Annotated in this window: 21 protein-coding genes; 12 read left to right on the top strand and 9 right to left on the bottom strand. The window is 64.2% G+C overall.

All coding sequences use genetic code 11. From position 1 onward, the window contains the following. Positions 1 to 2 precede the first annotated feature (2 nt). Positions 3 to 1,313 (top strand): dihydroorotase, encoded by a 1,311-nt coding sequence (locus tag RBA41_RS04465; protein WP_306621461.1) that lies wholly within the window; start codon positions 3 to 5, stop codon positions 1,311 to 1,313. 91 nt (positions 1,314 to 1,404) lie between these two features. Next, on the top strand, positions 1,405 to 2,154 hold the full coding sequence (locus tag RBA41_RS04460) for a lysophospholipid acyltransferase family protein (protein WP_306621459.1): 750 nt from the start codon (positions 1,405 to 1,407) through the stop codon (positions 2,152 to 2,154). Here RBA41_RS04460 and RBA41_RS04455 read toward each other — a convergent pair. After that, entirely contained in the window at positions 2,151 to 3,002 is an 852-nt protein-coding gene (locus RBA41_RS04455) for a symmetrical bis(5'-nucleosyl)-tetraphosphatase (RefSeq protein WP_306621457.1), read from the bottom strand. The two genes, RBA41_RS04460 and RBA41_RS04455, sit on opposite strands and share 4 nt — an antisense overlap. Before the next feature lie 69 nt (positions 3,003 to 3,071). Between RBA41_RS04455 and rfbB the strand changes: the two genes are divergently transcribed. The 10 genes from rfbB (at position 3,072) to RBA41_RS04405 (ending at position 12,764) form a co-directional block, all read left to right on the top strand. Further along, complete coding sequence (gene rfbB, locus RBA41_RS04450; RefSeq protein WP_306621455.1) at positions 3,072 to 4,136, top strand: dTDP-glucose 4,6-dehydratase; 1,065 nt, start codon at positions 3,072 to 3,074, stop codon at positions 4,134 to 4,136. Next, complete coding sequence (gene rfbA, locus RBA41_RS04445; RefSeq protein WP_306621453.1) at positions 4,133 to 5,026, top strand: glucose-1-phosphate thymidylyltransferase RfbA; 894 nt, start codon at positions 4,133 to 4,135, stop codon at positions 5,024 to 5,026. Before rfbB ends, rfbA begins: the two co-directional genes overlap by 4 nt. Next, entirely contained in the window at positions 5,026 to 5,571 is a 546-nt protein-coding gene (rfbC, locus tag RBA41_RS04440; RefSeq protein ID WP_306621451.1) for a dTDP-4-dehydrorhamnose 3,5-epimerase, read from the top strand. Before rfbA ends, rfbC begins: the two co-directional genes overlap by 1 nt. After that, complete coding sequence (gene rfbD / locus RBA41_RS04435; protein WP_306621449.1) at positions 5,568 to 6,458, top strand: dTDP-4-dehydrorhamnose reductase; 891 nt, start codon at positions 5,568 to 5,570, stop codon at positions 6,456 to 6,458. Before rfbC ends, rfbD begins: the two co-directional genes overlap by 4 nt. Positions 6,459 to 6,677: 219 nt before the next feature. Then, positions 6,678 to 7,772, top strand: a complete 1,095-nt coding sequence (locus RBA41_RS04430; RefSeq protein WP_306621447.1) for a glycosyltransferase family 4 protein — start codon at positions 6,678 to 6,680, stop codon at positions 7,770 to 7,772. A gap of 81 nt (positions 7,773 to 7,853) precedes the next feature. Beyond that, positions 7,854 to 8,162, top strand: a complete 309-nt coding sequence (locus tag RBA41_RS04425) for an H-NS histone family protein (RefSeq protein WP_099875222.1) — start codon at positions 7,854 to 7,856, stop codon at positions 8,160 to 8,162. Positions 8,163 to 8,486: 324 nt separating this feature from the next. After that, positions 8,487 to 9,881, top strand: a complete 1,395-nt coding sequence (locus RBA41_RS04420) for a phosphomannomutase/phosphoglucomutase (RefSeq protein ID WP_306621444.1) — start codon at positions 8,487 to 8,489, stop codon at positions 9,879 to 9,881. Between the two features lie 22 nt (positions 9,882 to 9,903). Beyond that, positions 9,904 to 10,884: a lipopolysaccharide heptosyltransferase I gene (gene waaC, locus RBA41_RS04415; RefSeq protein ID WP_306622032.1), complete on the top strand. Its 981-nt coding sequence runs from the start codon at positions 9,904 to 9,906 to the stop codon at positions 10,882 to 10,884. Continuing rightward, complete coding sequence (waaA, locus tag RBA41_RS04410) at positions 10,884 to 12,161, top strand: lipid IV(A) 3-deoxy-D-manno-octulosonic acid transferase (protein ID WP_306621442.1); 1,278 nt, start codon at positions 10,884 to 10,886, stop codon at positions 12,159 to 12,161. The genes waaC and waaA overlap by 1 nt, the downstream gene beginning before the upstream one ends. 45 nt (positions 12,162 to 12,206) lie before the next feature. Next, positions 12,207 to 12,764: a YcxB family protein gene (locus tag RBA41_RS04405; RefSeq protein WP_306621440.1), complete on the top strand. Its 558-nt coding sequence runs from the start codon at positions 12,207 to 12,209 to the stop codon at positions 12,762 to 12,764. A gap of 14 nt (positions 12,765 to 12,778) precedes the next feature. Here the strand turns inward: RBA41_RS04405 and RBA41_RS04400 are convergent, their stop codons facing one another. The 8 genes from RBA41_RS04400 to RBA41_RS04365 all read right to left on the bottom strand — a co-directional run bounded on the left by RBA41_RS04400 (position 12,779) and on the right by RBA41_RS04365 (position 22,401). Continuing rightward, positions 12,779 to 13,711: a M48 family metallopeptidase gene (locus RBA41_RS04400; protein WP_306621438.1), complete on the bottom strand. Its 933-nt coding sequence runs from the start codon at positions 13,709 to 13,711 to the stop codon at positions 12,779 to 12,781. 14 nt (positions 13,712 to 13,725) lie between these two features. Further along, complete coding sequence (locus tag RBA41_RS04395) at positions 13,726 to 14,418, bottom strand: lysophospholipid acyltransferase family protein (protein ID WP_374709491.1); 693 nt, start codon at positions 14,416 to 14,418, stop codon at positions 13,726 to 13,728. Between the two features lie 96 nt (positions 14,419 to 14,514). Continuing rightward, positions 14,515 to 15,078: a D-glycero-beta-D-manno-heptose 1,7-bisphosphate 7-phosphatase gene (gene gmhB, locus RBA41_RS04390; protein WP_306621434.1), complete on the bottom strand. Its 564-nt coding sequence runs from the start codon at positions 15,076 to 15,078 to the stop codon at positions 14,515 to 14,517. An 11-nt stretch (positions 15,079 to 15,089) separates the two neighbouring features. Beyond that, a complete protein-coding gene (gene glyS, locus RBA41_RS04385) occupies positions 15,090 to 17,177 on the bottom strand; it encodes a glycine--tRNA ligase subunit beta (RefSeq protein ID WP_306622030.1) in 2,088 nt (695 codons plus the stop codon). Positions 17,178 to 17,194: 17 nt separating this feature from the next. Beyond that, positions 17,195 to 18,106, bottom strand: coding sequence for a glycine--tRNA ligase subunit alpha (gene glyQ, locus RBA41_RS04380; protein WP_306621432.1), 912 nt, complete (start codon positions 18,104 to 18,106; stop codon positions 17,195 to 17,197). A 103-nt stretch (positions 18,107 to 18,209) separates the two neighbouring features. Next, on the bottom strand, positions 18,210 to 19,766 hold the full coding sequence (gene lnt, locus RBA41_RS04375; RefSeq protein ID WP_306621430.1) for an apolipoprotein N-acyltransferase: 1,557 nt from the start codon (positions 19,764 to 19,766) through the stop codon (positions 18,210 to 18,212). Then, the gene (locus tag RBA41_RS04370) at positions 19,766 to 20,644 is read right to left on the bottom strand and encodes a CorC family transporter (RefSeq protein ID WP_054268494.1); all 879 of its coding nucleotides are present in this window, start codon (positions 20,642 to 20,644) and stop codon (positions 19,766 to 19,768) included. Before RBA41_RS04370 ends, lnt begins: the two co-directional genes overlap by 1 nt. A 152-nt stretch (positions 20,645 to 20,796) precedes the next feature. Then, on the bottom strand, positions 20,797 to 22,401 hold the full coding sequence (locus tag RBA41_RS04365) for an FAD-dependent oxidoreductase (RefSeq protein WP_306621425.1): 1,605 nt from the start codon (positions 22,399 to 22,401) through the stop codon (positions 20,797 to 20,799). Positions 22,402 to 22,571: the final 170 nt, after the last annotated feature.

The following is a 22,571-nucleotide window of genomic DNA, read 5'->3' as shown; positions in this document are numbered from 1 at the left end:
ACGTGAACAACCATCTTCATATCAAGAACGGGCGCCTGATCGACCCGGCCAACGGCATCGACGCTGTAACGGATTTGTTTATCGTCGACGGCAAGGTCGCTTCGACCGGCAGCGCGCCGGCCGGATTCAATGCCGGCAACAGCATCGACGCCACCGGCCTGGTGGTCGCTCCCGGCCTGGTCGACCTGTCGGCGCGCCTGCGCGAGCCGGGCTACGAATACAAGGCCACCCTCAAGTCCGAGATGCAGGCGGCGATGCAGGGCGGCGTGACCAGCCTGATTTGTCCGCCCGATACCGATCCGGTGCTGGACGAACCGGGCCTGGTCGAAATGCTCAAGTACCGCGCCGGCAAACTGCAGCAGGCGCACGTGCACCCGCTGGGCGCGCTGACCATGGGCCTGAAGGGCAAGGCCCTGACCGAAATGATGGAGCTGACGGAAGCGGGCTGCATCGGCTTTTCGCAGGCCGAGGAAGTCATCGAAGACACCACGGTGCTGCTGCGCGCCCTGCAGTACGCCAAAACCTTCGGCTTCACCGTGTGGGTGCGTCCGCAGGATGCGCACATCGGGCGCGGCGGCATTGCCCACAGCGGGCCGCTGGCGTCGCGCCTCGGCCTGGCCGGGGTGCCGGTCATGTCCGAGACGATCGCGCTGCACACCGTGTTCGAACTGGTGCGCGCCACCGGCGCGCGCGTGCACCTGTGCCGCATGTCCTCAAGCGCGGGCCTTGACCTGGTGCGCGCGGCCAAGAAGGAAGGCTTGCCGGTCACCTGCGACGTGGCGGTGCACCATGTGCACATGACCGACGCCGACATCGGCTTTTTCGATTCCAACGCGCGCGTCACGCCGCCGTTTCGCAGCCAGCGCGACCGCGATGCGATCCGCGCCGCCCTGTACGACGGCACCATCGACGCGATCTGCTCCGACCATACCCCGGTCGACGACGACGAGAAGCTGCTGCCGTTCGGCGAAGCCTCGCCCGGCGCCACCGGGCTGGAACTGCTGCTGTCGCTGGCGATCAAGTGGGCCGACGATTACGCCGGCATGCAGCACGGCGCGGCCGGGTCAAGCTCCCCGCTCTCGCGCGCCATCGCCAAGATCACGACCGACGCGGCGCGCATCGCCGGCCTGACGGTCGGCCAGCTTGCGCCGGGCGCTGCCGCCGATGTGGTGGTGTTCGATCCGGCCGCGCGCTGGACGGTCGAAGCGTCGGCGCTGGCCAGCCAGGGCAAGCACACGCCTTTCCTCGGCTACGAACTGGCCGGGCAGGTCAAGGCGACCATCGTGGGCGGACGCATCGCGTTTCAGCGCTAGCTTCAGCGCTTAAAGTGGCATGCGGCGCGCGACGCCGCATGCACACCGGGTGGCATGCATGCACCCGGCATTTCCGTCCCTTTGGTGTCATGTGAAGATCAAGCTCTATTTCCGGCTGTGCCGCGTGTTTTTCCATCTGTTGACCGGCCTGTCCGCGTGCGCATTCGTGTTCCCGTGGGCCAGTCACCGGCTGCGCGACCGCGTGACCCAGAGCTGGTCGCGCCGTCTGGTGGGCATCTGTGGTGTGACTGTGATGCCGTCGACCGGCGTGCCGGCGCTGGCGCACGCGATGGTGGTGGCCAATCACGTCTCGTGGCTCGATATCTTCGTGATCAATGCGCTGTACCCGTGCCGCTTCGTGGCCAAGTCCGAAATCCGCGAGTGGCCGGTGCTTGGCTGGCTGGCGGACAAGGCCGGCACGGTATTCCTCGCGCGCGGCAACCGGCGCGACCTGCGCCAGATTTTCAAGGGCCTGGTGCTCAAGCTGGAGCAGGGCGAGCGCGTCGCCTTCTTCCCCGAAGGGACCACGGCGCAGCAGGGCAGCCTGATGCCCTTCCATGCCAATCTGTTCGAGGCGGCGGTGGACGCCAAGGTGATGGTGCAGCCGTATGCGGTGTGCTATATGGACGATACACAGCGGCTGCTGCACCCATCGATTGAATTTATCGGCGATATGACCTTCGCCCAGAGCCTGGTGGCGATTCTGTCCGGCCCGCCGGTATTCGCGCGCCTGGTGTGCTCTGAGCCGATCAATGCCGCCGGCGCGCACCGGCGCGACGTGTGCGCCGCCGCGCATGCCGCGGTGGGCGCGGCGCTGTCCCGGGAAATCGTCGGCCGCTAGGCCTTCTGTTTGCCGGGCTGCTTGTACTCGGGGCAGTCGACCTGCAGCAGGCTGCGGTCGTTCAGGCAGAGGGCCGTCAGTTTGCCGCCCCACACGCAGCCGCTATCGAGGCCGATGACGCCCGGGCGCAGCAGCAGGCCGAGGGCCGACCAGTGGCCGAACACCACCGGGGTGCCGGCGCTGCGGCGGCCAGGCACGTCGAACCAGGGCAGCAGGCCTGACCCCGGCGGCGCGCCCGCGCTTTCCTTTTCCTTGAAGTCCATGGTGCCGTCCGGCGCGCACAGGCGCATGCGCGTGAGCGCGTTGACGATGCAGCGCAGGCGCGCCAGGCCGCTGAGCGAATCGTCCCAGCGCGCCGGCTCGTTGCCGTACATGTCGCGCAAAAAATCGATCCAGCCAGGCCCGCGCAGCACCGCTTCGACTTCCGCCGCCAGCGCCATGGTCTGCGCCGCATCCCACTGGGGCGCCACGCCGGCATGCACCAGCAGGTGGCCTTCGGCCATCATCGCCAGCGGGCGATGGCGCAGCCAGTCGATCAATTCGTCGCGCTCGGGTGCGGCCAGGATGGCGCCCAGCGTATCGGACTTCGACATCTTTTGCGCGCCCACGGCGACCGCCAGCAGGTGCAGGTCGTGGTTGCCGAGCAGGGCGTCGCTCTTGCCGCCGCTGGCGCGCGCGAGCGCCGCCACCTGGCGCAAGGCGTCGAGCGAGGCCGGGCCGCGGTTGATCAGGTCCCCCACGAACAGCACGCGCGCCTGTCCCGCCGCATCTTCCTCGATCCGATTGAGCAGGACGGCGGCTTCGTGGGCGCACCCTTGCAGGTCGCCAATTACGTAAGTTCTTAACAATTAAATTCCAGTACCGGCGCGTTTCACATAAAATCGTGGTTTCAAATTTCCGACCTCCGCGGATACTAAATGATTTTTGTAACCGGTGGTGCCGGTTTTATCGGATCCAATTTCATCCTCGACTGGCTCGCGCTCGGCGACGAGCCGGTATTGAATCTCGATAAACTGACGTATGCAGGCAATCTGAATAATCTCGCGCGGCTCAAGGACGACCCGCGCCATCTGTTCGTGCAGGGCGATATCGGCAACCGCGTTCTGGTGGCGCAGCTGCTGGAGCGGCACCGCCCGCGCGCGCTGCTCCATTTCGCCGCCGAGAGCCATGTGGACCGCTCGATCGACGCCCCGGGCGAGTTCATCGCCACCAATATCAATGGCACCTTCGCGCTGCTCGAGGAGGCGCGCGCGTATTGGCAGGACCTGGCCAGCGCGCAGAAAAGCGCGTTTCGCTTCCTGCACGTGTCGACCGATGAAGTGTATGGCACCCTGGGGCCGGGCGAGCCGGCCTTTACCGAGCGCACCGCGTATGCGCCAAACAGCCCGTATGCGGCTTCCAAGGCGGCGTCGGACCATCTGGTGCGGGCCTGCCATCACACCTACGGCTTGCCGACCCTGACCAGCAATTGCTCGAACAACTATGGTCCCTGCCAGTTCCCCGAAAAGCTGATTCCCCTGATGATTGCCAATGCGCTGGCCGGAAAGCCGCTGCCGGTGTACGGCGACGGGCAGCAGGTGCGCGACTGGCTGTATGTGGGCGACCACTGCGCGGCGCTGCGCCGCATTCTGGAGGCCGGGCGGCCGGGCGAGGTGTATAACGTCGGCGGCTGCAATGAAATGAAAAATATCGATGTGATACACACCCTGTGCGATCTGCTCGACGCCGCGCTGCCGCGCGCGGTCGGCGCGGCCGGTTATCGCAGCCAGATCGTGCATGGGGCGGACCGCCCGGGCCACGACCGGCGTTATGCGGTCGATGCCGGCAAGCTGCAGCGCGAATTGGGCTGGGCCCCGGCCGAGACGTTCGGCAGCGGTATCGCCAATACCGTGCGCTGGTACCTGGAGCACCGCGCATGGGCGGCCGCTATCGCCTCGGGCGCTTATCGGAACGGGCTGGCGGATGCGGGAGCGGCGGCATGACGGCGGCGCTGGCGCGCAAGGGCATTATCCTGGCGGGCGGCTCCGGATCGCGCCTGTATCCGGTCACCACCAGCGTCTCCAAGCAATTGCTGCCGGTGTACGACAAGCCGATGATTTATTATCCGCTCACGACCCTGATGCTGGCCGGGATGCGCGATATCCTGATCATTTCGACCCCGCAGGATACGCCGCGTTTTCACGCGCTGCTGGGCGACGGCAGCGCCTGGGGCATTAACCTGCGCTACGCGGTGCAGCCGTCGCCCGATGGCCTGGCGCAAGCGTTCATTATCGGGCGCGATTTTGTCGGCGCGCAGCCTTCGGCATTGATTTTGGGCGACAACATTTATTACGGTCATGGACTTGATCATAAATTGAACATGGCCAATGCCCGCGCCGATGGCGCCACGGTATTCGCGTATCACGTGCACGATCCGGAGCGTTACGGGGTGGTGGAATTCGACCGGGACCGGAATGCGCTGTCGATCGAGGAAAAGCCGCGGCTGCCGAAATCGCATTACGCGGTGACCGGTCTGTATTTTTACGACAAGCAGGTGTGCGACATCGCCGCGTCGATCCGGCCTTCCGCACGCGGCGAACTGGAGATTACCGATGTTAACCGTGCCTATCTGGCCGCCGGGCAATTGCGGGTGGAAGTGATGGGGCGCGGACTGGCCTGGCTCGATACCGGCACCCATGAATCGCTATTGGACGCCTCGCAATTCATTGCCACCATCGAGAAGCGCCAGGGTTTGAAAGTCGCGGTCCCCGAGGAAATTGCTTACCGCAAGGGTTTTATCAGCGCCGCCGACCTGGAAGCGCTGGCCCAAGCGATAAAAGATAATGCTTACGGGCAGTATTTGCTGCAAGTCTTAAATGATAGGATTTTCTGATGAAAGTCACGCCCACCGCCATTCCCGAAGTGCTGATCCTGGAGCCGCGCGTGTTCGGCGACGACCGGGGATTTTTCTTCGAAAGTTTCAACGAGCGCAAATTCGAGCAGCTGACCGGTGTCGCCGCCCATTTTGTCCAGGATAATCATTCCAAATCGGCCAGGAATGTGTTGCGCGGCCTGCATTATCAGATCACCCAGCCGCAAGGCAAGCTGGTGCGCGTGAGCGCCGGCGCCGTCTATGACGTGGTGGTCGATTTGCGTCAATCGTCGGCCTTTTTCGGGCGCTGGATCGGACTCGATCTGTCGGCCGAAAACCAGCGTCAGCTGTGGGTGCCGCCCGGCTTCGCGCACGGCTTCATCGTCACCAGCGAGAGCGCCGAAGTCCAGTACAAAACCACCGATTACTGGGCGCCCGAGCTGGAACGGGTGATTCTCTGGAACGATCCCGATATCGGTATCGAGTGGCCCCTGCGCGGGTTGCCCATGTTATCGGGCAAGGATAGCAAGGGTGCGCTGCTGGCGCAGTCCGACGTGTTTCCATGAGGATTTTACTCACCGGCGCAAGCGGGCAGGTCGGGCATGAACTGGCGCGCAGCCTGCGTCCGCTGGGCGAACTGGTCATGCCCGGGCGCGGCGCGTGCGACCTGGCCGATCTGGACCAGCTGCGCGCCGTGCTGCGCGCCGTGCGGCCCGCGCTGATCGTCAACGCGGCCGCCTATACGGCCGTGGACCGTGCCGAAGCCGAGGGCGCGCTGGCGCTGCGCATCAATGCCGATGCGCCCGCCCTGATGGCGCAGGAAGCCCGCGCGCTGGGCGCCGCGCTGCTGCATTATTCCACCGATTACGTGTTCGACGGCAGCAGCGGCGGCGCTTACATCGAGACCGATACGCCGGCGCCGCTGAATGTCTATGGACAGAGCAAGCTTGCCGGCGAGCAGGCGATTGCCGCCGCCGGGATTCCACATCTGATTTTGCGCACCAGCTGGCTGTATGGCATGCGTGGCAATAATTTTCTGCTGACCATGCTGCGCCTGGCACGCGACCGCGCGCAGTTGCGCATCGTCGCCGACCAGCACGGCGCACCCACCTGGAGCCGCACGGTGGCCGATGCCAGCGCCCGCCTGCTGGGCCTGGCGCTGGCGGGCGGCGCGCCGTGGTGGGAGCGGCACGGCGGCCTGTACCACCTCAGCAGCCAGGGCCAGACCAGCTGGGCCGGCTTTGCCGAAGCGATTTTTGCCGCTACCGGGTCAAGCTGCCAGGTGATCCCGATCACCGCCGCCGAGTACGGCGCCAGCGCGCGCCGGCCCGCCAATTCCCTTTTAGATTCCAGCAAATTGATGGCCCTGTGCGGCCCATTGCCGGACTGGCACGCCGCCCTGGCCGATTGCCTGGCGACAGCGGCCGCAAGCGGCGGCCTCGCGCAGGATTGAGCAAAAGCGCCGCAACAGGCGCCGATGGCGCTCTTTTTTGCATAAAACCTGCGCATCGCCGCCCGCAGGCCCCCATTGTGGCGTAATTAAGGGGCAGGTAATCCGGTACAATCACGGATTACCTTCACACCAGATCATGGCGACGGCAACATTCACCGCATGCGTTGGTCCGCCGGGTAGGGCACGAGCCTGCCCGCGTTTTTGCATATATAAATAATAATGTTTTCATTTCTCGTGAGTTTTGTCGCTTCCGCCTTGCTGACCCTGCTTGTGATCAAGCAGGCCAGGCTGCATGGCCCCGCGCTCGATGCCGATTTCTTCGGCGTCCAAAAAGTCCACTCGCATACCGTGGCGCGCATTGGCGGGCTGCCGATTTTCATGGCGGTCGTCATCAGCGCGCTCATTTCGATCTGGCGCGTGCCGGCCATGGCCGGCTGGCTGATGTCGCTGATGATGTGCGCGGGCGTTGCATTTGTCGGCGGCATCGTCGAAGACTATACCGGCAATGTCAGCGCCCTGCGCCGCCTGGTATTGACGATGGCGGCCGCCTTGCTTGGTTATTTCTTGCTCGACGCCAAACTCGACCGTATTGACTTTCCCTTCAGTTCGTGGCGCATCATGTATATCTGGGTGGCGGTGCCGCTGACCGTGCTGGCGGTGGCCGGGATCGCCAATGCGATTAATATCATCGATGGTTTTAATGGTCTGGCCAGCGTGGTAACCATTTGTATGCTGATCTCGCTTGGTTATGTGGCATGGCAGGTGGGCGATGTGTTCGTGCTGGTGGCGGCGCTGATGGTGGCGGGCGCCACGGCCGGCTTCCTGATCTGGAATTACCCGGTCGGCCTGATATTCCTGGGCGACGGCGGTGCGTATTTTATCGGCTTCATGCTGGGCGAACTGGCGCTGCTGCTGGTAATGCGCAACCCCGAAGTGTCGACCTGGTATGCGGCGTTGCTGTTGATATATCCGGCCTTTGAAACGATTTTCTCCGCCTATCGCCGCATGTTCTTGCGCGGCAAATCCCCCGCGATGCCCGATGGAATTCACCTGCACAGCCTGATTTTCCGGCGCATCGTGCAATGGGCGGTCGGACGCAAAGAAGCGCGCGCCCTGATGCGCCGCAATTCGTTAACATCGCCCTACCTGTGGATGTTTTCCCTGATGGCGGTAATCCCGGCCACGGTGTTCTGGAAAGACACGGGCGTATTGATTTTTTTCTGTTTATTGTTCGTCGTCAGTTATGTGTGGCTGTATGCGCGTATTGTTCGATTTAAGTCACCCCGCTGGCTCATACTTCGCAAGAAGGACTAGCATTAATACACGGATGTAGTATATTGCGACAATTGGTGAGATTTCACTTAATTTGTTTCAACCCACTTTGAAGGAACGATGATGGATCTGTCAAATATGTCCGTTGGTGACCTGCGCAACCTGCAGGATCAAATCAAGCAAGAAATGAAGAAGCGCGAGCACCAGGAAGTCGCCAAGGCGCGCGAACAGATTCTGGCAATTGCACAGAGCGTTGGTGTGCCACTAAAGGACCTGATTGGTACCGGCATCCGCGCCAAGACCGGCAGCGTGGCCGTGCGTTATCGTCATCCGGACAATGCAGCCCAACAATGGACTGGCCGCGGCCGCCAGCCGAAATGGGTAAAGGAATGGATCGACGGCGGCAAATCGATCGACAAACTGCGCGTCTAGTCGTTTTCCATGTAGCGGCAGGATCGGCGGGCCGGCAATTCCCAACAGCCCCGCTTGCCGCTACAATATCAACCACGTTCTTTTAAGCGCTTTCCCCCTCATTCATCCCGACGCACTGTTTGCAAGCCCGGTACCGCCTGTTCCTGCATGGCGCACGCCAGGAACCTCGACAAACCTGCTGCGCGGCGCAAGTTTCGCCCTGCGATGCTCACCGTACCTTCGTACGGCTGCGCGTCTCGAACGAAACCTGCACCGCTCGCTACGGTTTTCCAAGGTTCCCGCCAGCATCCTGCCGCGCCGCGACTTTCCTAAGGTTTCTATCCCATGCTTCCACTTTCCAAGACGATCTTCAAAGCCTACGACATTCGCGGAGTCATCGGCAGCACGCTCGACGCCGGCATCGCGCGCCAGATCGGCCAGGCGTTCGGCATGGCCGCGCTGGCCAAGGGCGAACGCACCGTCGTGATCGGCCGCGACGGGCGCCTGTCCGGTCCGGAACTGACTGCAGCGCTGGCAGAAGGCTTGCAGGCGTCCGGCGTCGATGTGATCGACCTGGGCGTGGTGGCAACGCCGATGGTCTATTTCGGCACCAACGTGCTGGGCGCGGCCTCGGGCATCATGGTCACGGGCAGCCACAATCCGCCCAACTACAACGGCTTCAAGATGGTGCTGGCCGGCGAAGCGATTCACGGCGAGACCATCCAGGCGCTGTATCACAGCATAACCGACAGCATTGCCGCCCATGACCACAGCGCCGCCGCCACGCCGGGCGCCTACAGCACCCACGACATCCGCGCCGCTTACCTGGAGCGCATCATCGGCGACGTCAAGCTGGCGCGCCCGATGAAAATCGCGGTCGACTGCGGCAACGGCGTGGCCGGCGCCTTTGCCGGCGACCTGTATCGCGGCATGGGCTGCGAAGTGATCGAACTGTTCTGCGAAGTGGACGGCACCTTCCCGAACCACCATCCCGATCCGGCCCATCCGGAAAACCTGCAGGACCTGATCCGCTGCCTGCAGGAGACCGACGCCGAAATCGGCATCGCTTTCGACGGCGACGGCGACCGCCTGGGCGTGGTTACCAAGGATGGCCAGATCATCTATCCGGACCGCCAGATGATGCTGTTCGCGGCCGATGTCCTGTCGCGCAATCCGGGCGCCGAGATCCTGTACGACGTCAAGTGCACGCGCCACCTGGCGCCATGGATTTCCAAGCATGGCGGCCGTCCCCTGATGTGGAAGACCGGCCACTCGCTGGTCAAGGCCAAGCTGCGCGAAACCGGTGCTCCGCTGGGCGGCGAAATGAGCGGCCATATCTTCTTCAAGGACCGCTGGTACGGTTTCGACGACGGCCTGTATTCCGGCGCGCGCCTGCTGGAACTGCTGACCCGTGAAAGCGATCCGTCGGCCATGATGAACGCGCTGCCGCAGTCCGACAGCACGCCCGAACTGCACCTGCATCTGGCCGAAGGCGAGAACGCGGCCCTGATCGAGCGCCTGCGCAATGAAGCCACCTTCCCCGGCTCCGAGCGCATCATCGACATCGATGGCCTGCGCGTCGAATACCCGGACGGTTTCGGCCTGGCGCGTTCCTCCAACACCACGCCGGTGGTGGTGATGCGCTTTGAAGCGGAAACGCCGGAAGCGCTGCGCCGCATCCAGAGCGAATTCAGGCGCGTGATCGTGGCCGTGCGGCCCGACGCCGAACTGCCGTTCTGAGCGCGAGCCAAGCTTGGCGCGCCTGAACATCCTGCTGGTGCGCGTGTCGTCCCTGGGCGACGTGCTGCACAACCTGCCGATGGTGGCCGACATCCTGCGCCACCATCCCGACGCCAACATCGACTGGGTGGTGGAGGAGGGCTATGTCAGCCTGGTGCGCCTGAACCCGCACGTGCGCCGCATCATTCCGTTCGCCTTGCGGCGCTGGCGCAAGAGCCTCGGCAAGAAGGAGACGCGCATGGAAATTCGCGGCTTCTTCAAGGCTGTGCGCGAAGAGCAGTACGACTACGTGTTCGATACCCAGGGCTTGCTCAAGACCGGCATCATCATGGGTGCGGCGCGCGTGACCAAGGGCGGGCGCAAGGTCGGCCTGGCCAACGGCAGCGAAGGCTCGGGCTACGAAGGCATCTCGCGCATCTTCCACACCCAAAGCATTCCTACCGATCCGCGCACGCACGCGGTCGCGCGCGGGCGCCTGGTGGCCGCCGCGGCGCTTGGCTACGCGGTCGATACCCAGCCCGACTTCGGCCTGCCGGGACCGGATCACGCCAACCGCCCGGCATGGATGCCGGCCGGGGACTACGCGGTGTTCTTCCACGGGACCGCACGCGACGCCAAGAAATGGGCACCCGAGAACTGGATCGCCACCGGCCGCGCGCTGGCGCCCTTGCCGGTGCTGCTGGCGTGGGGTTCGCCGCTTGAAAAGGCCGAAGCCGACACGCTGGCGGCCAGCCTGCCGAATGCCACCGTGCTGCCCAGGCTGTCGATGGATGAAGCGGTCAGCCTGGCGCGCAACGCGGCGCTGGCGATCGGCGTCGACACCGGCCTGACCCACATCGCCGCCGCCTTCATGCGCCCCGTGATCGAGCTCTATTGCGACTCGCCCAAGTGGAAGACCGAAGGCAACTGGTCGCCGCACATCATCAACCTGGGCGACAAGGGCGCACCGCCCGCCGTGGCCGAGGTGCTGGCCGCCGTCAAGCAGCTGCGGGGCGCGGCCTGATGCGCACCTTCTACAGCGTCATGTGGTACCTGGCCTTGCCGCTGGTGCTGGGGCGACTGTGGTGGCGCGGCTTCAAGGAACCGGGCTACCGCCAGCACTGGCGCGAGCGGCTCGGCTTCTATGGCGGCCGCGTGGCCGGCTGGCACACGATCTGGGTGCATGCGGTGTCGGTCGGCGAAACGCGCGCCGCCGAACCGCTGATCGACGCACTGGTCCAGGCTTATCCCGACAGCCGCATCCTGCTGACCCACATGACCCCTACCGGACGCGCCACCGGCAAGGCGCTGTTTTCCAGACATGGCGAGCGCCTGATCCAGGCCTATCTGCCCTACGACACGGTGGGCATGGTGAACCGCTTTATCCGCCAGTTCACGCCGCGCATCTGCATCCTGATGGAGACCGAAGTCTGGCCCAACCTGATCGCCACCTGCGGCGAGCGCATTCCGGTCGCATTGGTCAACGCGCGCCTGTCGGAACGCTCGCTGCGGCGCGGCCAGCGCTTCGGCAAGCTGATGACCGATGCCGGCCGGGGCATCGCCCTGGTGGCCGCCCAGACCGAGGCCGATGCGGCGCGCCTGCGCTCGTTCGGCGCGCCGAACGTGGAAGTCACCGGCAGCATCAAGTTCGATGTGGTGGTGCCCGATGCGGCGCTGGAGACGGGTGCCTGGCTGCGCGCGCGCATCGGCGAACGCCCGGTGCTGCTGTGCGGCAGCACGCGCGACGGCGAGGAAGCGCTGATCCTCGACGCGTTCAGGAAGATGGCGATGCCGGCCGGCCCGGCGCCGCTGCTGGTGATCGTGCCGCGCCACCCGCAGCGTTTCGACGAGGTGGCGGCGCTGGTCAGGGAGCGCGGCTTTTCGCTGCGGCGCCGCTCGGCCATCGGGCAGGAGGACGTCGCGCAGTTGATTGACACCCAGGTACTGCTGGGCGACTCGATGGGCGAGATGTTCGCCTACTACGCCGCATGCGACGTGGCCTTCGTGGGCGGCAGCCTGCTGCCGCTGGGCGGGCAAAACCTGATCGAGCCTTGCGCCCTCGGCAAACCGGTGCTGGTCGGGCCGCACACCTTCAATTTTGCGCTGGCCACCGACGACGCCATCGCCGACGGTGGCGCCATCCGCGTGCCGGACGCCGCCGCGCTGCTCAGCGAAGCGGCGCGCCTGCTCGCCGACCCGGCCGCGCGCGCCGCCATGGGAGCGCAGGCCGCCGCATATGCACAACGCCACCGTGGCGCGACGGCGCGCACAGTTGGTTTATTGCGACGATTGATTTATTAGGCTTTGGTAACATGTGATCACAACAAATAGAAACTGGGGAAACACATGTGGTTCATTCATCCAAAGCCGGTGGGCAGCCGCAAACCCGTCGCCGTGCTGGTTCAACGCGAACGGCTCGATTCAGCGAGCCGCGTCACCATTGATGCGCCGCTGATGCCGCTGCCGGTACTCGGACCGGGCCTGGTGCCAGCCAGCGCACCCGAAACGGTGCAGTTTTCGGTGCGTTATACGCTGCCGGAATACGTCAGCTTCATGTGGCAGCATGCCGGATATATCATCCGCCGCCGTCGCATCGGTACTCTTGCTACGTACTGGATGCAAACCAAGAGTACATCGTCCGCGGCCCTGCATTTCGTCACGCAGGGGCGTTCCCGCAATACCTACGAATTCACGATCGACACGCACGGCATCGTGCGCGCCAGCGGCAGCGGCGTGACCCTGGTACCGTGGGGCGATGTGTGCTCGATCCGGCGCTATTCGCGCGGCTTCATGATGGTCCTCAAGCGCGGTACCCTGCCGGTGCCGTTCCGCTGCCTGAATGCCGCGCAGGGCGAGAGCATGGTCCGCTTCGGCGAGTCGGTGCGCGCCGCCACGCGGCTCTGAGGGCGCGCCGCGCTTCAGGCGGTGAATACCACCGGCATTTCCTGCGAGCGCTGCTTGAGCGCCGTCTTGGCGCCGTCGTAATCGGGATATACCGACTCCACCCTGGCCCAGAAGCGCGCGCTGTGGTTCATTTCGATCAGGTGGGCCAGTTCGTGCGCCGCCACGTAGTCGACCAGCGGCAGCGCATAGTGGATCAGGCGCCAGTTCAGGCGGATATGGCCGTCGACCGTGCACGAACCCCAGCGTGTGCCGGCCGACGACAGCGTCAGCGAGGCGTGGCGCACGCCCAGCTTTTCTCCATACAGGTCGAGCCGCTCGGCGAACAGGCGCCTGGCCTCGGCCTGGAACCAGATCTTCACCCGCTCCTGCAACTGCCATTCGGCCAGTCCCGCCACCACGCCCACCGTCAGCACGCGCGCATCGGCATCGAACTCGCAGCGGCTGCGCGGCGCGTCTTCCAGGCGCAGCGTGATGTTCGCGCCCAGGTAGGGCAGCTGGGCGCCGTCGACCCACACCACGGGCGCGCGTTCCTGGCGCAGCGCGCGCCGCTCGCCCCGTTCGCGCAGCTTGGTGAGGATCCAGCGCTGCTTGGCACGGATGGCGTTGTCGATGTCGGCCAGGGTGATGCGCCTGGGCGCGGTGACGCGCAGGCCATGGTCGTCGATCATGAAACCGATCGAACGCCGGCTGGAACGGCGCAATTCAAATTCGAGGTTGTGGGAACCGAGCTGGATGCGCCGCAGCGGCGGCGCGTCCGGTGCGCGCACCGGCGTGGGGAAAACGACTTTGGGCGGCGCCGGCGGCGCCTTGAACAGCGGCTGCGGCGCGATGGACTGCTTTGCGGCCGGTTCCAGCGCCGCAAAAAAATCCTGGGCGAACAGTTCGAGCTGGTCGCCGTTGATCTTGGGAGAAGACTCGGTCTGCTGCGGCGCCGCTGCCTGGATCATGGCGCCGACCCCACTCAGCCAGCGCTGTAGACGTGGGGCGAAATGACGCGCATTTCGGATTCTATCCAATTTTCTACCTCTTGCATCAAGCTGTCAGGAGTGTGCCCGTCCGGCGAAATCGGCTTGCCGATCGATACCGTGATCACACCGGGGCGTTTCAGAAAAGAGTTCTTGGGCCAGCATTCACCTGAATTATGCGCGATCGGCACCACCACCGCATTGGTTTCGATCGCCAGGCGCGTTCCGCCGCTTTTGTATTTACCTTTTTGTCCGACCGGGATGCGCGTCCCTTCAGGGAACATGATAATCCATTGGCCGTTGGCCAGGCGGCGTTTGCCATGTGCCACCACGTGCTTGAAGGCGTGCTTGCCCTGCTTGCGGTCGATCGGGATCATGCGCAGGAGCGCCATGGCCCAGCCGAAGAAGGGGATATACAAAATCTCCTTCTTGAAGACGAATACCAGGGGGCGGGTCAGGTTCGGCAGCAGGAAAATCGTCTCCCACGCCGACTGGTGCTTGGAGAGCACGATGGCCGGTTCGTCGGGCAGGTTCTCGTAGCCCTTGAATCGATAATGGATGCCGCAAATGACCCTGGCGCACCAGATCACGAAGACGTTCCAGCGCGAGGTGACCCAGAAGCGTTTGTTATACGGCAGCGGCGCGGCCAGGAAGCACACGCAGGCCCACACGATGGTGGCGATTGCCATGACCACGGTAAACAGCAGGGAACGCAGGAACAGAATGGTATGAAGCAAAGAAGTCTCCGGGGATGCGTGAGTCGGTGAGGGAGTCGGATACGACAATCAGATGGGGATATGCGCTGCCGCGGCATTGACCTTGAGCAGCGCGCTGACCATCGTCGCCAGGTCGGGGAAGACCTGGGTGCCGGGCGGCAGGCCGCCGGTTTCGCGTGTCTTTTCGCCCTTGCCGGTCAGGACCAGGTAGGGCGTGCAGCCGCTGATGAAACCGGCCTGCAGGTCGCGCAGCGAGTCGCCCACGGTCGGCACGCCTTTCAGGCTGATTTTGAAGCGCTTGGAGATTTCATCGAACATGCCGGGCTTCGGCTTGCGGCAGTCGCAGTTGTCGATGGCCGCGTGCGGGCAAAAGAAGATGGCGTCGATGGCCGCGCCGGCCTGCTGCGCGCTGGCGTGCATCTTCTGGTGGATCGCGTTGAGGATCGCCATGTCGAACAGTTCGCGCGCAATGCCCGACTGGTTCGAGGCGATGACCACCCGATAACCCGCCTGGTTCAGGCGGGCGATCGCTTCGAGCGAGCCGGGAATCGGAATCCATTCCGCCGGCGACTTGATGAAGGCCGGCGAATCGTGGTTGATGACGCCGTCTCGATCGAGGATGATCATCTTCATGCAGCTCTCTCCTAGGCCGCCAGCTTGGAAATGTCGGCGACGCGGTTCATCATGCCGTGCAGGACCGACAGCAGCGCCAGGCGGTTGTTGCGCAGCGCCAGATCCTCGTCCATCACCATGACGTCGTCGAAGAATTTGGCGACGTCGTCGCGCAACTGGGCCAGGGTTTTCAGCGTGCCGGCAAAGTCGCGCGCCGCAAAAGCCGCATCGATTTCCGGGCGCACGCGCGTAATGGCCGCGAACAGGGTGCGTTCGGCGTCTTCCTTGAGCAGCGCTTCGGATGGCTCTCCGGTGACGGCGCCATTTTTCTTGAGGATGTTGGTGATGCGCTTGTTCGCTTCGGCCAGGGTGACGCTTTCCGGCAGGGCGGCAAAGGCTTTCACCGCGTCGAGGCGCTCGACGATGTCGTGCAGGCGGTCCACGTGCGACGTGAGCACGGCTTCGACTTCGTTGGCGCTAAAGCCCCGCTCGCGCAGCACGCCGCGCAGGCGGTCGAACATGAAGGCGCGCACGTCGAGCACCGGATCGGTGAAGCCGGCAATGCCTTCGAAGCGCGCGTTGGCGTAGCCGAGCAGCGCGATGATCGACACGTCCATGCGCTTTTCGACCAGCATGCGCAGCACGCCGAGCGCGTGGCGGCGCAGTGCGAACGGATCTTTTTCGCCGGTTGGCTGCAGGCCGATGCCCCAGATGCCGACCAGCGTTTCGAGCTTGTCGGCCAGCGCCACGGCGGTGCCGGTGTCGGTCGACGGCAGGGTGTCGCCGGCGAAGCGCGGCTGATAGTGTTCGGTCGCGGTCAGCGCCACTTCTTCCGGCTCGCCGTCGTGACGCGCGTAGTAGGTGCCCATGATGCCTTGCAGCTCAGGGAACTCGCCCACCATGTCGGTCAGCAGGTCGGCCTTGGACAGTTGCGCGCCGCGCGCGGCCAGCTGTTCGTTGTAGCCCATGGTGTGGGCGATGTCGGTGGCAATGGCCACCACGCGCTGCGAGCGCGCGGCCTGGGTGCCCAGCTTGTTGTGGTAGACCACATTGGCCAGCAGCGGCAGGCGCGATTCGAGCGTCTTCTTTTTATCCTGCTCGAAGAAGAACTTGGCGTCGGACAGGCGCGGACGCACCACGCGCTCGTTGCCGCCGATGATGTGCTGCGGATCGCTTGTTTCGATGTTGGACACGATCAGGAAGCGCGAACGCAGCTTGCCTTCGGCATCGGTCAGCGCAAAATACTTCTGGTTGGTCTGCATGGTGAGGATCAGGCATTCCTGCGGCACGGCCAGGAATTCTTCCTCGAAGTGGCACTCGTAGACCACGGGCCACTCGACCAGTGCCGACACTTCGTCGAGCAGCGACTCGGGCATCAGGACCTGGTCGGCGCCGGCCTTTTGCAGCAGGGCGCTGCGGATTTTTTCCTTGCGCGCGTCGATGTTGGCGATGACCTTGCCCTGCGCTTCGAGCGTGGCCGCGTACTGGTCGGCATGCGCGATCGCAAGGGGCGCGCCGTCGGTCAGGAAGCGGTGGCCGAGCGTCTGCTTGCCGGCTGCCAGTCCAAGCAGGGTCAAAGGCACGACGGCCTCGCCATGCAGGGCGACCAGCTTGTGGGCCGGACGCACGAACTGCACGGTGGTGCCGTCCGGACGCTGATAGCTCATTAATTTGGGAATCGGCAGCTTGGCGCTTGACTCTTCCAGCGCGGCCTGCAGGCCGGTGTGCAGCGCGCTGCCAGCCACGCTGCGGGTGTAGAACAGGCTTTCGGCCTTGCCGTCCACGGCGCGTTCGAGCGTGCTGATATCGAGGTCGGGTACGCCCAGTGCGGCCAGCTTCTTGGCCAGCGGCGCGGTGCCCTTGCCCTCGGCATCGAGTGCGACGCTGACCGGCAGGACTTTTTCGCGCACCGATTTATCGGGCGACATGGCGCGCACGCCGGTGATCGAGACAGCCAGGCGGCGCGGCGAGGCGTAGGCGGTGGCCACGCTGTCGTCGCCGAGGAAGTCGCGCGATTTCAAGCCGTTGGCGATGCCGGCGGCGAAAGCGGCGCCCAGTTTGGCCAGCGCTTTTGGGGGCAATTCTTCGGTCAGCAGTTCGACCAGCAAGGTGTTGTTCATCATTCTAGTTTTATCTTTCAGGCGGCGAGCGGCGCTTTGGGAGCCATCGGGAATCCCAGTTTTTCGCGCGAGTCGTAATAGGCTTGTGCGACCAGGCGCGACAGCGTGCGCACGCGCCCGATGTAGGCGGCGCGTTCGGTGACCGAAATGGCGCCACGCGCGTCGAGCATGTTGAAACTGTGCGAAGCCTTCATGATCTGCTCGTAGGCCGGCAAGGTCAGTTCGAGTTCGATCAGGCGCTTGGCTTCCGATTCGTGGTTGGCGAACTGGGTGAACAGCAGGTCGGTGTTGGCGTGTTCGAAGTTATAGGTCGATTGCTCGACTTCGTTCTGATGGAACACGTCGCCGTAGCTGAGCGACTTCTTGGCACCGTCTTCTTCCCATTCCGTCCAGACCAGGTCGTACACATTCTCGACGCCCTGCAGGTACATGGCCAGCCGTTCGATGCCGTAGGTAATTTCGCCGAGCACCGGCTTGCAGTCCAGGCCGCCCACTTGCTGGAAATAGGTAAATTGCGTCACTTCCATGCCGTTCAGCCAGACTTCCCAGCCCAGGCCCCAGGCGCCCAGGGTCGGGCTTTCCCAGTCGTCCTCGACGAAGCGCACATCGTTCTTTTGCAGGTCGAGGCCGAGCGCCTTGAGCGAACCGAGGTACAGGTCGAGGATGTTTTCCGGCGCCGGTTTCAGGACCACCTGATACTGATAGTAGTGCTGCATGCGGTTCGGGTTCTCGCCATAGCGGCCATCTTTCGGGCGGCGCGACGGCTGCACGTAGGCGGCACGCCAGGGTTCCGGTCCGATCGCGCGCAGGAAAGTGCCCGTGTGAAAGGTGCCCGCGCCGACTTCCATATCGTATGGCTGGAGCAAGGCGCAGCCCTGCTTGTCCCAGTAGGTTTGCAAGGTCAGGATAATTTGTTGAAATGTGAGCATCTTGGTGGCTGTCGCGCGGCTGACGGCGCGAACGAATGAGTTTGCTAAAACGACCAATTTTAGCGGGTTTTAGCGGGACGCTGGGGGGCAAGTGACGACAATGTCATGTTTGCTGCGTTTTTGCATAGGTGCGACCGGAAAACCAGGCAAAACCCAGTGCCAGCGCCGCCAGTGCGAGGAACAGATAATTACCCATGCGAATGAATGGCGTCATGCCGCCCATCCCTTGCACCTGGGCAGACAAGGTGCCGTGCGTGTACATCGGCAATGCATTGACGATCTTGCCGCGGCCATCGATCACGACCGTCGCGCCGGTGTTGGTGGCGCGCAGCATCGGACGGCCGGTTTCGAGCGAACGCATCTGCGACATCTGCACATGCTGGGGAATCGCCACCGATTCGCCGAACCAGGCCAGGTTCGAGACATTGAGGAGCATCGTGGCCGGCTGCGGCATGTTGCGCAGTTGCATGGCAATTTCTTCACCGAAGACGTCTTCGTAGCAGACATTCGGCAACACCAGCTGGTCCTTGACGGCAAACGCCGGCTGCACTTCGGCGCCACGGCTCATGTCGCCCAGAGGAATGCGCATCATGTCGACGAACCAGCGGAAACCCAGCGGCACGAACTCGCCGAAGGGCACCAGATGGTGCTTGTCGTAGCGGTAAGATTGTCCGGACGGGCTGAAGCCGACCGCGCTGTTGGCATAGCTGTCGGGGCCGTCGGACATGGGGATGCCGAACAGCACGTGGCTGCCGCTGTCGGCGGCAAATTTCTTGAGCGATGGCAAATAATCAGGCGGCAGGTACTCAGGCAGGCTGGCGACGGCTGTTTCCGGCAGGGCGATCAGGTCGGCCGGCTGGGCGGTAATCATGCCCCGATACATGTCCAGCGCGCGCATGACATGAGCTGGATCAAACTTTTTCTTTTGCTCGACGTTGCCTTGCAGCAGGCGCACGCTGATCGGCTGGCCTTGCGCTGCGGTCCAGGCGACGAAGGTCAGGCCATAGCCGGCCGCGAGGATGGCGCCGAGCAAGCCCATGCCGGGCCAGCGCGCGCGCTGGGTCAGCATGACGATGCAACTGGCGCACACGGCGGCAATGACCCCGATGCCGTACACGCCCACGATGGGGGCGTAGCCGCCGAGCGGGCTGGCGTTATGGGCGTAACCGGTGGCAACCCAGGGGAAGCCGGTCATGATCCAGCCGCGCATCCAGTCCGACAAGCCCCAGGCGAACGGCAATACCAGCAGCAGGAAACTGGCGACCGGCAGCGACCAGCGCCGCCGCAGCCAGGTGGAAATACCGGCGGCGAAGGCGCCGAACAAGCCCATGTACAGGCCCAGCAGGCACACGGCCGCCACCGCCATCGGTCCCGGAATGTTGCCGAAGCGATTCATGGTGATGTACAGCCAATGCATGCCGGCAACCGACCAGCCGAAGCCGAAGGCCCAGCCGATCAGGCTGCTACGGCGGACATTGGTGTCCATGCCGACCTGGTAGAACAAAAAGGCGAGCGCGAGGATTTGCAGCGGCCACCAGCCGATGGGCGCGAACGCCAGCACGCTGGTCGCGCCGGCGAGGGCGGCGAACAGCATGGGCAGCAGCGTGGTGCGGGGGGCGCGCAGCGCCGGATCGAGCGGAACGGTCGAGCGGCGCAACATCAATCGTGTTCGTCTTCGGGCAGCGGCAGTTTTTCTACCAGCAAGACGTGAACCTGGCGCGCGTCGGCGCGCAGCACCTCGAAGCGCAGGTTGGCGACATCGAACACGTCGCCCTTGTGCGGCATGCGGCCGAGATGGCTGGCAACGAGGCCGCCGATGGTGTCGACGTCGTCTTCCGGCAGGCTGGTGCCGAGTTCTTCGTTGAACTGGCTGATCTCGGTCAGCGCCTTGATGCGCCAGCGCGGGCCGAGCTGGCCTTCCTTGATCGACAGAATGTTGTCTTCTTCTTCATCGAAATCGTATTCGTCTTCGATGTCGCCGACGATCTGCTCAAGCACGTCTTCGATCGTGATCAGACCGGCAACGCCGCTGTATTCGTCGACGACGATGGCCATGTGATTGTGATTGGCGCGGAAATCGCGCAGCAGCACATTCAGGCGTTTCGATTCGGGGATGAAGATGGCCGGACGCAGCATGTCGCGCACGTCGAAAGTTTCTTCGGCGTAATAGCGCAGCAAGTCCTTGGCCAGCAGGATGCCGATGACCTTGTCGCGTTCGCCTTCGATGGCAGGGAAGCGCGAGTGGGCTGTTTCCAGCACCTGCGGCATCCATTCCTCGATCGGCTTGCTGATGTCGATGACGTCCATCTGCGAGCGCGGGACCATGATGTCGCGCGCGGACAGGTCCGAGACCTGGAACACCCCTTCGATCATGGACAGCGCATCGGCGTCGATCAGGTTGCGTTCATGGGCGTCGTGCAGGACTTCAAGCAGCTCGGCGCGGTTTTCGGGCTCGGGAGAGATCAGTGCGGTCAGGCGTTCAAACAGTGACCGGTGGGTCTTGGCGTCCGTTCGGACGTCATAAGGGTGCTCTGGCATAGTTGGCGTGAGCCGTTGTTGCGATAGGCGTAGGATACACCAAAAGCGCAAGTGCCTGTTTTTTGAGCGGAACCGGACTCCGGCCCCCCTCGCAGGCGATCCCCCGTCGCCCCCGCGCCGAGTGCCGCCTTGGCGCGCGGGCGACGTTAGCGTCAATCAGTCCTGCGCTCGTCCTCCGCTGCCGGATGCGTCCCAGCACCCGTTTCTCCTTCCAGCGTGGCCGCCGTCAGCGCGCGCCTCGCCGGCCCGTGCAGCACCTCGCCGTCCGGCGCGAAGCGCGAGCCGTGGCAAGGGCAGTCCCACGACTTCTCGCCCGCGTTCCAGTGCACCGCGCAGCCCAGGTGCGTGCACGCCGCCGATACCGCCTGCAGCCCGCCATCCTCGCCGCGATACACGGCCAGCAATCGCCCGCCATCGCGCAGCAGCGCGCCTTCGCCGCTCGCAATCTGGTCGGCGCTTTCCACATCGCCGCCGCGCAGCCAGTCGGTGTACTGCGCCAGCGTGTTGGCCTGCCCGGTAATGAAATCGCCCAGCCCGTGCAGCACCTTGCGCGACGGCGAATACAGCTCGGCCCACACATTGCTGCGTCCGACGATCAGGTCCGTCACCAGAATCGCTCCGGCCGTGCAGTGCGTCATGCCGTTGCCGGAGTCGCCCGTGATCATGTACACGTTCTCCTGGCCGGCGCGGTAGCGGCCCAAAAAGGCGATGCCGTCGGACGGCTCCATCACTTCGCCCGACCAGCGGCAGGCCACCTCGCCGGCGATCGGAAAGCGCTGGCGCGTCCACGCTTCGATCTCGTCGTAGCGATGCTGCGGATGCGCATCCTGCCCGCTCTTGTGATCCCGTCCGCCCACGATCAGCAGTTCATGGTCGGCGCCGCTGCCGGCCGACGCCAGGCGCACGTAGTAATACGGGTCGCCCGTATCCCACAGCAGCACGCGCGGCAGCGCATCCTTGGGCACGCGCAGCGCCACCACGTAGCTGCGGTAGGCGGCCTGCTTGGTATGCATGAGAACACGTTCGTTGAACGGCGTATTGGTCGCCACCACCACGGCCGCCGCATCGACCTGTCCATGTTCGGTCGTGACGCGCTGGCGCGCCTGCTCGCCGCGCAGGTCGAGCGCGCGCGTGCGGTCGTAGATGCGGCCGCCCAGGCGGTCGATGGCGCGCGCCAGTCCGTCGAGATATTTGAGCGGATGGAACTGGCCCTGGCGCGCAAAGCGCAGGCACGGACCGGTATCGAAGTGCAGGCCCGGCACGCGCTCGAAACGGCGCACGTTCAAACCGAGGCGCGTGGTAATCGCGTACTCGCGTTCCAGAATGTCGCTCCAGACGCCGTCGGGATTGAACAGGTAGCCGTCGAGCCGCTCGAATTCGCAGTCGATATGCTCGGTGCGGACGATCGACTCGACGCAGTCGGTGGCCTTGCGGTAGGAATCGGCCACCAGCGCGGCCTTGTCGCTGCCGAAGCTGCGTTCGATGTCGAAAAAGCGTTCGTCGGGCGGGAAAAAATGCGCGGTGGTGCGCCCGCTTTCGCCGGCGCCCACGCCGAAGGCGTCGAGCACCACCACCGATTTGCCTTCACGCAGAAGCATGTAGGCAGTGGTCAGGCCCGCGATGCCGGCACCGATCACGCAGACATCGGCGCGTTCAATGCTCGTCAGGGGGGAGTAGCGCGGAAGGCTCGCCGTGGCGAGCCATGCGGATGTCGTACCGTGTACGTCGTTTGCTGCGGCTGTCTTTGCTGCTGTCATTGGCAGGTTCCTCCTGTCTTGGTTTTCCTCTTTTTGAGAAAACCAAGTAGAGCCTGTCCTGCCGATTGCTACAGTGCGATGCCGTACAAAACCGGGTGAGCGGATTTACCTTTTCATGTAGGCCCGCAAGCCGCGCGCGAGTGCGGGAAATACTACATTGCCGCACCGGC

This window comes from Massilia scottii, from assembly GCF_030846495.1.
GTDB lineage: Bacteria > Pseudomonadota > Gammaproteobacteria > Burkholderiales > Burkholderiaceae_D > Telluria_A > Telluria_A violaceinigra.
The sequence above is the reverse complement of the archived record's forward strand: the minus strand, read 5'-3'. Positions and strand labels throughout refer to the sequence as shown.

Excerpts from the sequence above, each read along its gene's own strand:
- rfbB (WP_306621455.1), top strand. The coding sequence starts at position 3,072 with ATGATTTTTGTAACCGGTGGTGCCGGTTTTATCGGATCCAATTTCATC.
- rfbA (WP_306621453.1), top strand. The coding sequence starts at position 4,133 with ATGACGGCGGCGCTGGCGCGCAAGGGCATTATCCTGGCGGGCGGCTCC.
- rfbC (WP_306621451.1), top strand. The coding sequence starts at position 5,026 with ATGAAAGTCACGCCCACCGCCATTCCCGAAGTGCTGATCCTGGAGCCG.
- rfbD (WP_306621449.1), top strand. The coding sequence starts at position 5,568 with ATGAGGATTTTACTCACCGGCGCAAGCGGGCAGGTCGGGCATGAACTG.
- RBA41_RS04430 (WP_306621447.1), top strand. The coding sequence starts at position 6,678 with ATGTTTTCATTTCTCGTGAGTTTTGTCGCTTCCGCCTTGCTGACCCTG.
- RBA41_RS04425 (WP_099875222.1), top strand. The coding sequence starts at position 7,854 with ATGGATCTGTCAAATATGTCCGTTGGTGACCTGCGCAACCTGCAGGAT.
- RBA41_RS04420 (WP_306621444.1), top strand. The coding sequence starts at position 8,487 with ATGCTTCCACTTTCCAAGACGATCTTCAAAGCCTACGACATTCGCGGA.
- waaA (WP_306621442.1), top strand. The coding sequence starts at position 10,884 with ATGCGCACCTTCTACAGCGTCATGTGGTACCTGGCCTTGCCGCTGGTG.
- RBA41_RS04405 (WP_306621440.1), top strand. The coding sequence starts at position 12,207 with ATGTGGTTCATTCATCCAAAGCCGGTGGGCAGCCGCAAACCCGTCGCC.
- RBA41_RS04400 (WP_306621438.1), bottom strand. The coding sequence starts at position 13,711 with ATGATCCAGGCAGCGGCGCCGCAGCAGACCGAGTCTTCTCCCAAGATC.
- RBA41_RS04395 (WP_374709491.1), bottom strand. The coding sequence starts at position 14,418 with ATGGCAATCGCCACCATCGTGTGGGCCTGCGTGTGCTTCCTGGCCGCG.
- gmhB (WP_306621434.1), bottom strand. The coding sequence starts at position 15,078 with ATGAAGATGATCATCCTCGATCGAGACGGCGTCATCAACCACGATTCG.
- glyS (WP_306622030.1), bottom strand. The coding sequence starts at position 17,177 with ATGAACAACACCTTGCTGGTCGAACTGCTGACCGAAGAATTGCCCCCA.
- glyQ (WP_306621432.1), bottom strand. The coding sequence starts at position 18,106 with ATGCTCACATTTCAACAAATTATCCTGACCTTGCAAACCTACTGGGAC.
- lnt (WP_306621430.1), bottom strand. The coding sequence starts at position 19,766 with ATGTTGCGCCGCTCGACCGTTCCGCTCGATCCGGCGCTGCGCGCCCCC.
- RBA41_RS04370 (WP_054268494.1), bottom strand. The coding sequence starts at position 20,644 with ATGCCAGAGCACCCTTATGACGTCCGAACGGACGCCAAGACCCACCGG.
- RBA41_RS04365 (WP_306621425.1), bottom strand. The coding sequence starts at position 22,401 with ATGACAGCAGCAAAGACAGCCGCAGCAAACGACGTACACGGTACGACA.